Source organism: Brenneria nigrifluens DSM 30175 = ATCC 13028, assembly GCF_005484965.1.
Classification (GTDB): Bacteria; Pseudomonadota; Gammaproteobacteria; order Enterobacterales; family Enterobacteriaceae; genus Brenneria; species Brenneria nigrifluens.
This window is the reverse complement of sequence record NZ_CP034036.1, coordinates 1,647,745-1,660,938: the sequence shown is the minus strand read 5'-3', so window position 1 is coordinate 1,660,938 and position 13,194 is coordinate 1,647,745. Positions and strand designations below refer to the sequence as shown.

13 protein-coding genes and 1 tRNA gene are annotated in these 13,194 nt (G+C 54.5%); 6 read left to right on the top strand and 8 right to left on the bottom strand.

The window, feature by feature from the left end; all coding sequences use genetic code 11:
* Nucleotides 1–56: 56 nt before the first annotated feature.
* Complete coding sequence (gene gsiB, locus EH206_RS07590) at nt 57–1,601, bottom strand: glutathione ABC transporter substrate-binding protein GsiB (protein WP_009112197.1); 1,545 nt, start codon at nt 1,599–1,601, stop codon at nt 57–59.
* Nucleotides 1,602–1,629: 28 nt separating this feature from the next.
* Nucleotides 1,630–3,528, bottom strand: coding sequence for a glutathione ABC transporter ATP-binding protein GsiA (gene gsiA / locus EH206_RS07585; protein WP_009112196.1), 1,899 nt, complete (start codon nt 3,526–3,528; stop codon nt 1,630–1,632).
* 350 nt (nt 3,529–3,878) lie between these two features.
* Here gsiA and moeA point away from each other — a divergent pair, with 350 nt between their 5' ends.
* The 3 genes from moeA (at nt 3,879) to EH206_RS07570 (ending at nt 6,611) form a co-directional block, all read left to right on the top strand.
* Nucleotides 3,879–5,114 carry a molybdopterin molybdotransferase MoeA gene (moeA, locus tag EH206_RS07580; protein ID WP_009112195.1) on the top strand — a complete coding sequence of 412 codons (1,236 nt, stop codon included), beginning with the start codon at nt 3,879–3,881 and terminating at the stop codon, nt 5,112–5,114.
* 2 nt (nt 5,115–5,116) lie between these two features.
* The gene (moeB, locus tag EH206_RS07575) at nt 5,117–5,869 is read left to right on the top strand and encodes a molybdopterin-synthase adenylyltransferase MoeB (protein ID WP_009112194.1); all 753 of its coding nucleotides are present in this window, start codon (nt 5,117–5,119) and stop codon (nt 5,867–5,869) included.
* A 142-nt stretch (nt 5,870–6,011) separates the two neighbouring features.
* On the top strand, nt 6,012–6,611 hold the full coding sequence (locus EH206_RS07570; RefSeq protein ID WP_009112193.1) for a nitroreductase family protein: 600 nt from the start codon (nt 6,012–6,014) through the stop codon (nt 6,609–6,611).
* A gap of 86 nt (nt 6,612–6,697) precedes the next feature.
* On the opposite strand, the gene EH206_RS07565 is transcribed toward EH206_RS07570, so the two are convergent.
* From EH206_RS07565 to EH206_RS23025, 3 genes are all read right to left on the bottom strand, one after another.
* Nucleotides 6,698–6,988: a hypothetical protein gene (locus EH206_RS07565; RefSeq protein ID WP_009112192.1), complete on the bottom strand. Its 291-nt coding sequence runs from the start codon at nt 6,986–6,988 to the stop codon at nt 6,698–6,700.
* Nucleotides 6,989–7,007: 19 nt separating this feature from the next.
* Complete coding sequence (locus tag EH206_RS07560; RefSeq protein ID WP_009112191.1) at nt 7,008–7,925, bottom strand: lipid kinase; 918 nt, start codon at nt 7,923–7,925, stop codon at nt 7,008–7,010.
* Between the two features lie 144 nt (nt 7,926–8,069).
* Nucleotides 8,070–8,222, bottom strand: coding sequence for a hypothetical protein (locus EH206_RS23025; protein WP_156803274.1), 153 nt, complete (start codon nt 8,220–8,222; stop codon nt 8,070–8,072).
* Between the two features lie 96 nt (nt 8,223–8,318).
* Between EH206_RS23025 and EH206_RS07555 the strand changes: the two genes are divergently transcribed.
* A complete protein-coding gene (locus EH206_RS07555; protein WP_369750656.1) occupies nt 8,319–9,803 on the top strand; it encodes a sensor domain-containing diguanylate cyclase in 1,485 nt (494 codons plus the stop codon).
* Here the strand turns inward: EH206_RS07555 and EH206_RS07550 are convergent.
* The gene (locus EH206_RS07550) at nt 9,798–10,709 is read right to left on the bottom strand and encodes an AEC family transporter (RefSeq protein WP_009112189.1); all 912 of its coding nucleotides are present in this window, start codon (nt 10,707–10,709) and stop codon (nt 9,798–9,800) included. The genes EH206_RS07555 and EH206_RS07550 overlap by 6 nt on opposite strands.
* Nucleotides 10,710–11,085: 376 nt before the next feature.
* Nucleotides 11,086–11,253 (bottom strand): YqaE/Pmp3 family membrane protein, encoded by a 168-nt coding sequence (locus tag EH206_RS07545; RefSeq protein ID WP_009112188.1) that lies wholly within the window; start codon nt 11,251–11,253, stop codon nt 11,086–11,088.
* 255 nt (nt 11,254–11,508) lie between these two features.
* Between EH206_RS07545 and EH206_RS07540 the strand changes: the two genes are divergently transcribed.
* On the top strand, nt 11,509–11,964 hold the full coding sequence (locus tag EH206_RS07540) for a cupin domain-containing protein (RefSeq protein WP_009112187.1): 456 nt from the start codon (nt 11,509–11,511) through the stop codon (nt 11,962–11,964).
* Nucleotides 11,965–12,159: 195 nt separating this feature from the next.
* On the opposite strand, the gene EH206_RS07535 is transcribed toward EH206_RS07540, so the two are convergent.
* A tRNA-Ser gene (locus EH206_RS07535) sits at nt 12,160–12,249 on the bottom strand.
* A 93-nt stretch (nt 12,250–12,342) separates the two neighbouring features.
* Here EH206_RS07535 and mtfA point away from each other — a divergent pair.
* Nucleotides 12,343–13,140, top strand: coding sequence for a DgsA anti-repressor MtfA (gene mtfA, locus EH206_RS07530; protein WP_009112186.1), 798 nt, complete (start codon nt 12,343–12,345; stop codon nt 13,138–13,140).
* The last annotated feature ends 54 nt before the right edge of the window (nt 13,141–13,194 follow it).

Genomic DNA, 13,194 nt, shown 5'->3' with positions numbered 1-13,194 from the left:
TACTGAAAATGGGGGACGGCCGATGGCGCGCCGTCCCGCTTGCCCTGCCGGCGGGCTTACTCCTGCAGATCCGCTTCTTCAAAGCTGAAGGCGGTATCCGGCATCACATAAAACCCGCTCAGCTTCTTGCTGTTGGCGGAAACCAGCTTCTCGGTCGCCAGGAATACCCAGGGCGCGTCGGCCCAGATTTTATCCTGCGCGTCTTTATACAGCTGCTGCTTTTGCGCCCGATCGGTGGTTTTCAGCGCGTTCGCCAGATCGGCATCAACCTGCGGATTGCTGTAAAACGCGGTATTGAACAGCGCCGGCGGCCAGGACGAGGTGGCGAACAGCGGCGACAGCGCCCAGTCGGCCTCCCCGGTGGAGGCCGACCAGCCGGTATAGAACATCCGCACCCCGGTCTCTTTCACCCCTTTGCCCTCCACCTCGGCGGCGCGTTGGCCCGCATCCATGGCGGTGACCTGCGCCTTGATGCCCACCTGCGCCAGCTGCTGCTGGGTAAACTGCAGCACTTTCTGCGCGGTGCTGTGGTTATGCGACGACCACAGCGTGGTGGTGAAGCCATCCGGATAACCGGCTTCCTTCAGCAGCTCGCGCGCTTTTGCCGGATCGTAAGGCCAGGGCTGATACTTCACCGCATAATCAATGCTGGGCGGCAGCGGCCCTTCCGCCGGGGTGGCGTAGCCGGAAAAGGCCACTTTAATCAACGCGTCCTTGTTAATGGCGTAGTTAATCGCCTGCCGCACCTTGAGGTTATCAAACGGCTTCTGCGTGACGTTCAGGCTGATATAGCGATGCAGAATAGAGGGGGTGGAAACCAGCGCCAGCTGGTCGTTTTTCTCCAGCACGGCGGCCTGCTCGAACGGGATCGGATACGCGAAGTGCGCCTCGCCGGTTTGCAGCAGCGCCGCCCGGGTGTTGTTATCCACTACCGGGCGCCAGGTAATACTGTCCAGTTTCGGCAGCCCCGACTTCCAGTAGCCGGCAAACTTCTCGGCCTTGACGTAATCGGTCTGATTCCAGGTGACGAAACGGTATGGCCCGGTGCCCACCGGATGGAAACCGATCTCTTTGCCATACTGCTGCAGCGCCGCCGGAGAGATAATCACCGCCGCCGGGTGCGCCAGATTATTGATAAAGGCGGAGAACGGCGTTTTCAGCGTGATTTTTACCGTCTGATCGTCAACCACTTCCGTTTTGTCGATCATTTTAAACAGGTTATAACGCTTCAGGCGGTTTTGCGGATTGCTGGCGCGATCCAGATTCACCTTGACCGCCGCGGCGTTGAAATCGCTGCCGTCGTGAAACTTGACGCCGGAATGCAGCTTGATGGTATATACCAGGCCGTCCGGGCTGGTTTCATAACTTTGCGCCAGCACGTTGATCAGTTTTATATCCTTGTCGAAACCAAATAGCCCCTGATAGAACGATTTGGCGACGGTTTGCGATAACGAGTCGTTGGCGTCGTAAGGATCCAGCGTGGTGAAATTGGAGCCCACGGCGATAACCGCGTCCTTGGCCGCCCAGGCGGGCGCCGTCGCCATCGCCGCGGCGACGCCGGCGGCAAGTAACCAGCTACGCTTTAAAGTGATAACATTCATCGTGTTATGTTCTCCATATGATTCCCTGTCAATAAGCGCCGGCTATCGGATGATGAGCGACAAAATGCCGCTCGCCAACCTGAACCAGAGGCGCGGTGGTAGGTTCATCGCCTATTGCCCGGATCGGGCTCGGTACTTCGTCAACCAGTAAAACCTGCTCGCGATGGCGGCGCGACGGATCGGCAACGGGCACCGCCGCCATCAGTTTGCGGGTATAGGGGTGCTGCGGATTTTCGAACACCGCGCTGCGCGGACCGATTTCCACAATCTGCCCCATATACATCACCGCCACCCGGTGGCTGATCCGCTCCACCACCGCCATATCATGCGAAATAAACAGAAAGGCGATGCCGAACTCGCGCTGTAGCTCCAGCATCAAATTGACGATTTGCGCCTGGATGGACACATCCAGCGCGGAAACCGCTTCATCGGCAATCACCACCTTCGGATTAAGCGCCAGCGCCCTGGCGATACAGATACGCTGACGCTGCCCGCCGGAAAACTCATGGGGATAACGTCGCGCGTGCTCAGGCTCCAGCCCGACCCGCGCCAGCAGCCAGGCCACCCGTTTCTCCGCCTCCTGACGGTTGCCGATGCCGTGCACCAATAGCGGCTCCATAATGGAAAAGCCGACCGTCAGACGGGGATCCAGCGAGGCGTAGGGATCCTGAAAAATAAACTGAATATCCCGGCGCAAATGCTGCAAGGTCGCGCCGGTCAGCCGATCAATCTGCCGCCCGTTAAAGGCGATCGTCCCGCTCCGGCTCTCCACCAGGCGCAGCAGCGACCGCCCGGTGGTGGACTTGCCGCAGCCCGACTCCCCCACCAGCGCCAGCGTTTCCCCAGGGTAGAGATCGAAACTCACCTTTTCCACCGCATGGACCTCGCGCGTTATCCGGTTCAGGATGCCGCTGCGCAGCGGGAAACGCGTCACCAGATTTTTCACCTGCAAAATCGGCGCCGCGCCGGCCGGAATGGTATTCTGCGGCTCGCCGTCGGCCAGCGGCTGCGCGTCCTGATTCAGCAGCGGAAATTTTAGCGGAAACGGCTGTCCGCGCATCGAGCCCAGCGTCGGCACCGCCGCCAGCAGCGCTTTGGTATAGCGATGGCGCGGCGCGCTGAAGATGTCGACGGCGGCGCCGGCCTCGACGTTTTCACCGCGATACATCACCAGCACCCGGTCGGCGATCTCGGCCACCACCCCCATATCGTGGGTAATAAAGATCACCGCCATCGCCATTTCCTGCTGCAATACCCGGATAAGCTGCAGGATCTGCGCCTGAATGGTGACGTCCAGCGCCGTGGTCGGCTCATCGGCAATCAACAGCGACGGCTTGCAGGAAAGCGCCATGGCAATCATCACCCGCTGACGCATGCCGCCGGAGAGTTGATGAGGGTAGCGATCCAGCACATTGCGGGCTTCGGGGATCCTGACCAAATCCAGCATACGCAACGCTTCGCGGCGAGCGGCCTGGTGATCCATCCCCTGATGCAGACGAATGGACTCGGCAATCTGTTCGCCCACCGGAAACACCGGATTCAGCGAGGTCATCGGCTCCTGAAAAATCATCGCCAGATCGGCGCCGCGCAGCTTACGCATCAGCGGCTGACGGGCGGTTTTCAAATCCAACACCTGGCCGTTGCGCCGGCGAAACAGCATCTCGCCCTGAGAAATCATGCCCCCCGCCTGTTCGACAAGGCGCATCAACGCCAGCGAAGTCACCGACTTGCCCGACCCGGACTCGCCGACAATGGCCAGCGTTTCCCCGCGATCCACCGTAAAGGTCAAATCACGCACCGCATCGGTACGCTGACCTTGCTGCTCGAAATAGACGCCCAGATCGCGTACCGCCAGCACCCGGCCATCCGGCAGAAAAAGCCCCGACTCCGGGGGAAAAGGCGGCGCATGATGCCGTGTGTGTGTCATTAACGGTGAATCTCCATATAAACGGGATGCCGGAATGTCATGGCGCGGTTACGGCAAAATAGCTGACGCGGTCATATCCCTGTAAGCCACATGACAATTTTTGACTATATTTAGCGCAAAACAGGATGTAAAGCGGAAACTGAAAGGCGGCTTTTATAAAAACGCCGGCAGAACATTATGTTAACGAGCATAACCTCCCCCCCTTCGTCCGGACGTTTTCCCGGCCGCGTTTTTTACCCGCCGCGGCCTGAACTTGACCCGCTCGCGTTCTCCCCCGCCGTAATCTCTGACATAATATTGGCATACGGTAAGCGTTTTTGCCTGCGGGCATAAACAATCATGGAGTACGGATGAAAAGCGCACGCACAGATTTATTGACGCTCGAACAGGCTCGGGAACGCATGCTTTCCCGGATAGATGCCATCGCGGAAACGGAAACCGTTTCGCTGTATGACGCGGCGGGGCGGATTACCGCCGGCGCCATCGCCTCCCCGTTAGACGTTCCGCCGTTTGCCAATTCCGCGATGGATGGCTACACCGTCCGCCGCGCGGATTTATCATCCGCAACTCCGCTTCCGGTAGCCGGCAAAGCCTTTGCCGGCGCGCCTTTTACCGCCGCATGGCCGACCGGGAGCTGCATCCGCATTATGACCGGCGCCCCGCTCCCCGCCGGCGCCGATGCCGTCGTTATGCAGGAACATGCCGAGGTGAGCGACGCGGGCGTGCGCTTCACTCAGGCGGTGAAAGCGGGACAGAATATTCGTCTGGCGGGAGAAGATATCCGCGCCGGCGCCGAGGTGCTGCCGGCCGGGGTCAAACTGGGCGTGGCGCAGTTGCCCCTGCTGGCGTCATTGGGGATTGCCCGGGTGGAGGTGGTCCGCCGCCTGAAAGTCGCCGTCTTTTCAACCGGCGATGAGCTTCAGCCCGTCGGCCAGCCGCTGCAGGACGGGCAGATTTACGATACCAACCGCTTTGCGGTACGCCTGATGCTTGAGCAGTTTGGCTGCGAGGTCGACGATTTGGGGATCGTCCGCGACGATCCGGCCGCGCTGCGCGACGCCTTTCACCGGGCGGACATCGGCGCCGACCTGGCGATCAGCAGCGGCGGCGTTTCCGTCGGCGAGGCGGACTACACCAAACAGATGCTGGAGGAACTGGGCGATATCCATTTCTGGAAGCTGGCCATCAAGCCCGGTAAACCCTTCGCTTTCGGTAGACTGCGACATGCCTGGTTCTGCGGCCTGCCGGGCAACCCGGTTTCCGCCGCCTTGACCTTTTATCAACTAGTCCAGCCGCTGTTGGCCCGGCTGTCGGGGTATACCCAGTGGCGCCTGCCGACCCGGATACGGGTGAAAACCACCAGCGCGCTGAAAAAAACGGTGGGGCGCACCGATTTTCAGCGCGGCATTTTCAGCCGTAACCCGCAGGGCGAGCTGGAAGTCGCCACCACCGGCCACCAGGGGTCGCACGTCTTCAGCTCCTTTAGCCTCGCCAACTGCTTTATCGTGCTGGAGGCGGAACGGGGCCATGTCGCCGCCGGCGAATGGGTGGAAATCGAACCTTTTAACGCGCTGTTGGGAAATTGATCGTGCTGCCGGAACTCAGTCGCCAGGAGGAGCTGCGTTATAATCGCCAGATTATGCTGCGCGGCTTCGATTTTGACGGACAGGAAAAATTGAAAGCCGCGCGTCTGCTGGTTGTCGGACTCGGCGGACTGGGCTGCGCCGCCGCGCAATATCTGGCGGCGGCGGGCATCGGGCATCTGACGCTGCTGGACTTCGACCAGGTGTCGCTCTCCAATCTTCAGCGTCAGGTATTGCACCGCGACGACCGTATCGGCATGCCCAAGGTTGACTCGGCGCGCATCGCCCTGGCGGAAATCAATCCGCATCTGTCGCTCGATACCGTCAACGCCAATCTGGACGATGCGGCGTTAAGCGCGCTGGTGGAAAAACACCAGGCGATCGTCGATTGCACCGATAACGTCGCCATCCGCGATCGTCTTAATCGTATTGGCTTTCAGCTGAAAAAACCGCTGATTTCCGGCGCCGCCATTCGCATGGAAGGACAAATCAGCGTATTTACCTACCGGCCGGATGAGCCCTGCTATCGCTGCCTCAGCCGGCTGTTCGGCGAAAACGCGCTGACCTGCGCGGAAGCGGGCGTGATGTCTCCGCTGGTCGGCGCCATCGGCAGTTTGCAGGCGCTGGAGGCCATCAAGCTGCTGACGGGATACGGCCAGGTCATCAGCGGCCGACTGTTGATTTTCGATGCCATGACGATGCAATTGCGCGAAATAAAGCTGCCGAAGCATCCCGCCTGCCCGGTCTGTCACGGCTGATAGATATTCGCCCGGCGCCGTTATAATAAATTTATCAATCATTAGTAAATATAAATATACAAATCAACACACTATTGTATTGAATACGCCATATACTAGTGCCACCGTAGCGCATTAAGCGTCATGTAAAGAGGAACAGACCATGAGTAATGCTTTTTTGCAATCCATCAAGCTTCGTCGTTCTATCTATGCCATCGGCAAAACACTGCCGATATCGGAAGATCAGGTTGTTTCGCTGATTACCGAAACCGTTAAGCAAAGCCCTTCGTCCTTTAACTCCCAAAGCTCCCGCGCCGTGGTGCTGTTCGGCGAACAACACGAAAAACTCTGGGATATCGTTAAACAGCAGTTGAAAAAAATTGTTCCCGCCGATGCTTTTGAATCAACGGAGAAAAAGCTGGCATCCTTTGCCGCCGGCGCGGGTACGGTGCTGTTTTTCGAAGACAACAAAGTGATTGAAGAGTTACAACAGAAATTCGCCCTGTACGCGGATAATTTCCCCGTATGGTCGGAACACTCTACCGGGATAGCCCAGTTCGCCGTGTGGTCCGCGCTGGCGCAGGAAAAAATCGGCGCCTCATTGCAGCATTACAACCCGCTGATTGATGACGATGTGAAAAAACAGTGGGACTTGCCGGCAAGCTGGAAATTGCGCGCCCAGTTGCCCTTTGGTTCGATTGAACAGCCCGCGGGTGAGAAAACCTACATTGCGGATGAAGAGCGCTTTCGTATTTTTAAATAGCGGCAACCATATTAATCAGCGATATTCAGGCCGGCCCGGCGGCCGACCTGAAAACTTAGCCGCCTTGCTTGGTCCATTATTCGCCGTCAGGCCACTTTATTAACTTTATTAAAGGGCGCGGCGCAGGTCGGCGCCGCTTCGCTAATAACCTGCTTAATATCGGACGTTCCCGTCCAAATCGACAGAATGGTTGTGGTGGTCCACCATAGGTCCGACTGCGCTTTCGCCACAATTTTCGGCGTGTCTGCTTTTAAACATGACAATACCTGCCGAGCCGTTTCTTGCGACATATTCGCGGATTCCGCATAGCGGTTTAATTCGCTTTCAATAGGTTCAAACAGAAAGAAAGCCAGTATCGCGGAAATAATTGTTTGCATCGTCATCACTTATATAAATTTAATTAGCCGCCGTTTTTTGCGGGGAAAATACGCGAATCGCGCGTGCTTTAAGGGTAAATATCGCCGGCGTTTTGCCAACTAGCTCACCATCGGCATTAATATCATGCGGCTTTGCGGTATGCAACGTTAAACGGGTCGCGGAAAAAGCCCGTACTTTTCGCCAGCGGCCGTGGGTTCCCCGGCGCAGAAAGGGAACCAGCGCGATGATTTCCCACCAGTGGGAAACCTCCAGACTATAAACGTCAAGCCGACCGTCGTCCGGGGCAGCCGTCTGTTCCACCGTCATGCCCCCGCCGTAAAATCGGCCGTTGCCCACGGAAACCTGAACGGTTCTAACCCGCTCTCTGACGCCATCGTGTTCAATTTCAGCCCTGAACGGCCGACTCTGCTTGAGTAATTTAAACGCGGCCAGCGCATATCCCAGCGTTCCCCAGCGCTTTTTAGACTCGGCGGACAATCCGCGCGCCAGCGCCGCCGAAAAACCGATACTGGAGACATTAAAAAACAGGTGGCCGTTAACCTCCCCCAGATCGATGGATCTTAAATATCCGTCGGCAATAATCTGTACCGCCTGTTTTAAATCCTTGGGAATATCCAGGGTGCGGGCAAAATCATTTGCCGTGCCTAACGGCAACACCCCCAATGGCAGCCCGGTATCGACCAGCGCCTGAGCCGCGGCGTTGAGCGTGCCGTCGCCGCCGCCGATAATAACAAAATCCACGTCATTGGCATGGGCACGAATAATATCGCCGCTGGTGCCTGAGTCCTGTGCGCCGGGTTCAATCACCGCGATGCCATGGGCCTGTAATAATTGGTTCACATACGACGTTGATGAATCACCATTTCTCGCTTTTTGATTAATAAATAAAAGTGCTGTTGGGCGACCCTGCTTATTTTTACATTGTTCTGTTATCATTACCCACCCGACTTAATTACCGTTTTTACCACTAATTGATAGCATTATTTCAGCGGCATTCACAAGTTACATTTAACAACACCACAATAAAATACCAATCATTACATTTCCTCCCGGAATTGCGGATTTATTAACGGCGATTGATTAATAATAAACCATTCTGCGGCGCATCGTTGCGTTGTATGCCGGAACGATACGAGCTAAAGCACGGCGTTCCAACCTCTTCATCATCCATGTTTTACCGCCGGTGAGGACGCTTTTTATTGATGTTTTCCTATTTGCCTGCTTAACTTCCATAAGGTATTTACCGGCGGTCATGAGGGTTAATGATGCTTTTCCGTCTGCCTCTGGTTAGTCGACTATACGAGGAACGCCGCGTTGCTGACAGGATTGATGATAAATTCACTCTGGCTGAATAAACCACGGGCAATTGTGTTATTTGCCATCATGCTGCTCAGCGCGTTTCTGATTATCAGTTGGACCAGCTATGAAGTGGCAAAAAAATCTCTGGAAGCGGACATAAAAGAAAACACCTTGCCCCTGACCAGTGATAATGTCTACTCCGAAATCCAGCAGGACCTGCTGAAACCTATCTTTATCTCATCGCTGATGGCTCACGATACCTTTGTGCGCGACTGGGTACTCGATAATGAAAACAACCCGCAGGCGATGATTCGCTATCTGAAAGAGATCGACCGCCGCTTCGACACTTTATTTTCCTTTTTTGCCTCTGAGAAAACCAAGCGTTTCTACGACCCCCTGCGTATTCAGCGAATTATCTCGCCGAACTCCCCAGAGGATCAGTGGTATTTTCAGGCCAAAGCCCTGTCGGAAGACATGCCCTACTTCATCGATATCCGCGTCAATCCTGAAGACCGCTCGCATCTGGACATCTTCATTAACCACAAGGTTATGGATTATGAAGGCAATTTCATTGGCGTTACCGGCATAGGCATTCCCGTCGAGCGGGTAAAGCACCTTATCGAAAAATACGAGCAGCGCTATAACCGGACGATTTATTTTGTTGATAAAACCGGTAACGTAACCTTGCATGGAAAAAGCTACGACCGACAGTTGAAGATCCAACAACAGCCCGGGCTGTCAGCGTTTGCCACCGCCATTCTCACTGTGCCCGGCGGCGCTTATGAATACCAATCACAAGGCAACAAAATATTTCTTAATACCCGGCTGCTGCCTGAGTTTGACTGGTATTTGATGATAGAGCAGAACAATCACCCGGGTGAGAGGCAGCTTTTCACTACGCTGATGAAAAATCTTAGCGTCAGCGTCGTCGTCAGCTTCCTGTTTTTATTCCTGCTGTGGGTGACCATCGGCGGCTATCAGCGCCGTTTGGAGCAAATGGCGACCACGGATAAGCTGACCGGCATGATGAACCGCCAGGCTTTCGATTATTTCTTTAGGCGCCTGTGCGCCAAACAGTCGGCTCAATATAAGCCCTTATCCATCCTGCTGATTGATCTTGATAATTTCAAAATGATCAATGATCGCTACGGGCACGGCGTTGGTGATTTGGTGTTGCAAAAAATAGCCCGACTACTTCAGAAGTCAATACGCCATAGCGATAGGGCATGCCGTTGGGGAGGGGAAGAATTCGTGGTTCTGCTGGATAACTGCAATATCGACGATGCGCTGCAACGCGCGGAAACGCTGCGCCGCGAGGTTGAAATAACCGAAGTGCCGTATCGCGATGAGGCCATTCATATCACTATCAGCTGCGGCGTAGCGCAATGCCTGCAGGATGAAACGCTGGACATGCTAATCAACCGGGCGGATATCGCGTTGTATCAAGCCAAGCAGCAAGGACGTAACCGGGTGGTCAAATCCGGCGGCGGTGCCAACGAATCGCCATCCTTATGACTGCATCAACGTCAACAACGTCGTCATGATGGTAATGCTGATGATGACCGATAATGAATTGGCAAAGCTGGAGACCGACGCGAACATCACGCTGAATCTCGAGGTAAATAGAGGCGCCAGCGACGATACCGGCGAAAACACCACCACTGCAAGCACCTGACGGATTTCCAGCGGTAGCGGCGTATAGTAATAAAACGCCATGGCAAACAGGGTGGCGACGCTATAGCGCAGCAACAGCACCTTGGCGACATTCGCCAGCGCCGCCCGGTTAATATTGATTTCCAGCATCATGCCGATAATCAACATGGCAAGAAACGGGTTGGCATTGCCAATGGTCGAGGTAATCAAGGTAATCTGACTGGGAAGGTACAGATCAAACAGCGCGGCGATCAACAGCAGCATATAGACATCAAAGGGGATGGAGGAAAATAGCCGCTTAAAAGTATTTTTCAGGCCGGCGCTGCGCCCCGTAGCATGCGATGCCGCAACGTAGCTGCCGCCGGTACAGATAACGGAATTCCCGGCATCAAACAGACAGGTGGCGACGATGCCCGCCGGTCCGAGAAAGCTCTGGACATAAGGCAAGGTAAAACAACCGATGTTGTAGCCCGGCGAATTGATCATATAGAAGGCTTTCTTCTCATCCGGGCCCTTGCGGGCAATCCAATACCCCGCGCCCATCAGCAAAAGATTACACCCCAGCCCCAGCGCCACCAGAATCAGCAATGAATGATCGACCTTGAAGCTGGCAAACCCGGTAATCACCGCCGCCGGCAAGGTAATATTCATCATGATTTTCGACAGCGCAAGGCTGTCGGAACGTTGCAATACGCCGCGCTGTTTCAGCCAGTACCCGATAATAATAACAAGAACAAACGAGAAGGCTTTTATAAGCACATCAATCATCTTGATTCCCCGAACGCGACAAAGCTCGCTGCTGCCTCCGCATTTTTAATTAATAGAATGGCAAGGCGCGGATACCTGTATATGCTGCATATCTTGTTTTAACGCCCAAAACGCCGCTCGCCACCAGCGATAAAGGCCGAAATCGATGATGAAACAGATGGTGTTAAAGCGTTGGCAATACGGATATGCGATAGCAGCAATATGTGATCAGAATAACATTTCTGGCCGCATACTGAACAGCGTCAGAGGAGAAATTTCCGGCAGGAATACGGCAAAAAACGGACGACGCCAATGGCGTCGTCCGTTTAAAATAGTGCATCGTCTATGTTACTTATCATGCAGCACGCGCGGTTACAGAGTTCGGCGCGGCGCTTACTCAGATACCGTTAGTTTTCGTCTGCACCCAGAAAGCATGAATCAACCCCGGGAAATATCCCAGCAATGTCAGAATGATATTCAGGACAAATGCCCAGCCGATGCCTTTCCCCAACAACACGCCCAGCGGCGGCAGAATAATTGTAAAAACGATGCGCCAAAACCCCATATCAGCCTCCGTTATTTGATGATTGACTATGAAATTAGTACATAGTGCGCAATCTGACAAATTTACTTCGCGATACTGCATGAAATTACTCCCGGCAGCGGTGCCGATTGATGTAATCGGAGTAATCACCTGGCCCGCCGTCGCAGGATTGATGTAGTATCCTGCACCGTGCGACATGCGTTTCAACGCTTTCGAACAATAGAGGGCTTTAACAAATAGTGGTTAAATAACAACACATCACATGGATTGCAGTTAATGAAAAAAGCAAAATTATTTCTTTTGGCGCTGGCCGGTTTAGCCGTGTCCGCGGCCGGGTATTGTGCGTCGCCAACGGCAACAAAAAGCGCCGACGCGCGAATACCGGCAATCAAGCTAATTAGTACGCCAGACAACCACTCGGCCTTTTTAACCGGAAGTATTCCGGCTTTCGAAAAAATCCCGGCGCAAAAATTCTGGATCAGCAACTCCACGGAAGATTGGGAGAAGAACGTTCATCCCGCCCCCAGAAAACAGTATGTCATCACGCTAAAAGGCACGCTGAAATTTAAAGTCAGCGACGGCGCCACATTTATCATTGCTCCTGGAACCGTGCTTCTTGCCGAAGATCTCCAGGGCGAAGGACATAGCTGGGAAATCATTGACGGCAGCGAATGGGTACGAGCATACGTCCCTATGATAGATGACAACGATTATTTTATTGCCGGAAAGTAACCACGCATGCGCGGCAAGCCCTAACCGCCGGGCTTGCTGATTATAATATCTCATTACCAAACGCGCGCTGCGGCGCAGTTTTCCACTGTTACGCAGCCGGCAATTGCGGCATATTTGCAACGGGGATAACGGGAAGGTCGATATATCAAGTGTGATGAATGTCGTAGACGTACAATGGGCTAACTGTTTGAATAGTGGCGGAGAGAGAGGGATTTGAACCCTCGGAGGGATTGCTCCCTCAACGGTTTTCGAGACCGTCCCGTTCAGCCGCTCCGGCATCTCTCCATTTAAGCGGTTGCTATAATGCCCGCTTTTGCGGCATTTTAACAGCACTAGCTCTTGTCTTTAAACTCAAGTGATGACTTTGCGAGCAACAGCATGATTAAGTGGCCGTGGAAAACAAACGAACTTCAGGCGGAACCGCTCGACCTCTGGCTGCCGGCAATATCTATCCCGCTACTGGCGCCTTTAAACGACGCGGAACGGCAGCGGCTGATTAATATTGCCGGCCAGTTGCTGAGGCAAAAACGCCTTATTCCCTTACAGGAGCTGACGTTAACGAAAATCATGCAGCAGCGCATCGCACTATTGTTTGCTTTGCCTGTGCTGGAACTGGGCCTTGAGTGCTTGAACGGCTTTCATGAAGTGCTGATTTATCCCGGTCCTTTTATTGTCGATGACGAATGGCAGGACGATATCGGACTGGTGCATACCGGCAAGATCGTCCAATCCGGACAGAGCTGGGATCAAGGGCCGATTGTCCTTAACTGGCAGGAAGTACAGGATTCGTTCGACCTGTCCGGGTTTAATCTGGTTATTCATGAAGTGGCGCACAAGCTGGATATACGCAGCGGCGGCATCGCTACCGGCGTTCCACCTATCGCGCTGCGCGATATCGCCCTATGGGAACAGCATTTACATGCCGCGATGGAAGCGCTGCAGGAAGAAATTGATTTGGTAGGCGAAGCCGCGACCAGCATGGATCCTTACGCCGCCCAAGATCCCGCCGAATGCTTTGCGGTGCTTTCCGAATATTTCTTCAGCGCACCGGAATTACTGGCTGAACGATTCCCGGCGTTATACCAATGCTTTACCGGATTCTACCGTCAGGATCCGCTGATCCGCCTCAAAGCATGGCAAAACAGCACCAATTACCGGTCGTCCGCGATTTATTAACCGGCGATAAATAAGAATTGTACAGGGCCTAAACGGTCGGACGGCAACCCCGAT

Coding starts and splice junctions, on each gene's coding strand:
- gsiB (WP_009112197.1), bottom strand. CDS start 1,601: ATGAATGTTATCACTTTAAAGCGTAGCTGGTTACTTGCCGCCGGCGTC.
- gsiA (WP_009112196.1), bottom strand. CDS start 3,528: ATGACACACACACGGCATCATGCGCCGCCTTTTCCCCCGGAGTCGGGG.
- moeA (WP_009112195.1), top strand. CDS start 3,879: ATGAAAAGCGCACGCACAGATTTATTGACGCTCGAACAGGCTCGGGAA.
- EH206_RS07570 (WP_009112193.1), top strand. CDS start 6,012: ATGAGTAATGCTTTTTTGCAATCCATCAAGCTTCGTCGTTCTATCTAT.
- EH206_RS07565 (WP_009112192.1), bottom strand. CDS start 6,988: ATGCAAACAATTATTTCCGCGATACTGGCTTTCTTTCTGTTTGAACCT.
- EH206_RS07560 (WP_009112191.1), bottom strand. CDS start 7,925: ATGATAACAGAACAATGTAAAAATAAGCAGGGTCGCCCAACAGCACTT.
- EH206_RS23025 (WP_156803274.1), bottom strand. CDS start 8,222: ATGGAAGTTAAGCAGGCAAATAGGAAAACATCAATAAAAAGCGTCCTC.
- EH206_RS07555 (WP_369750656.1), top strand. CDS start 8,319: ATGATAAATTCACTCTGGCTGAATAAACCACGGGCAATTGTGTTATTT.
- EH206_RS07550 (WP_009112189.1), bottom strand. CDS start 10,709: ATGATTGATGTGCTTATAAAAGCCTTCTCGTTTGTTCTTGTTATTATT.
- EH206_RS07545 (WP_009112188.1), bottom strand. CDS start 11,253: ATGGGGTTTTGGCGCATCGTTTTTACAATTATTCTGCCGCCGCTGGGC.
- EH206_RS07540 (WP_009112187.1), top strand. CDS start 11,509: ATGAAAAAAGCAAAATTATTTCTTTTGGCGCTGGCCGGTTTAGCCGTG.
- mtfA (WP_009112186.1), top strand. CDS start 12,343: ATGATTAAGTGGCCGTGGAAAACAAACGAACTTCAGGCGGAACCGCTC.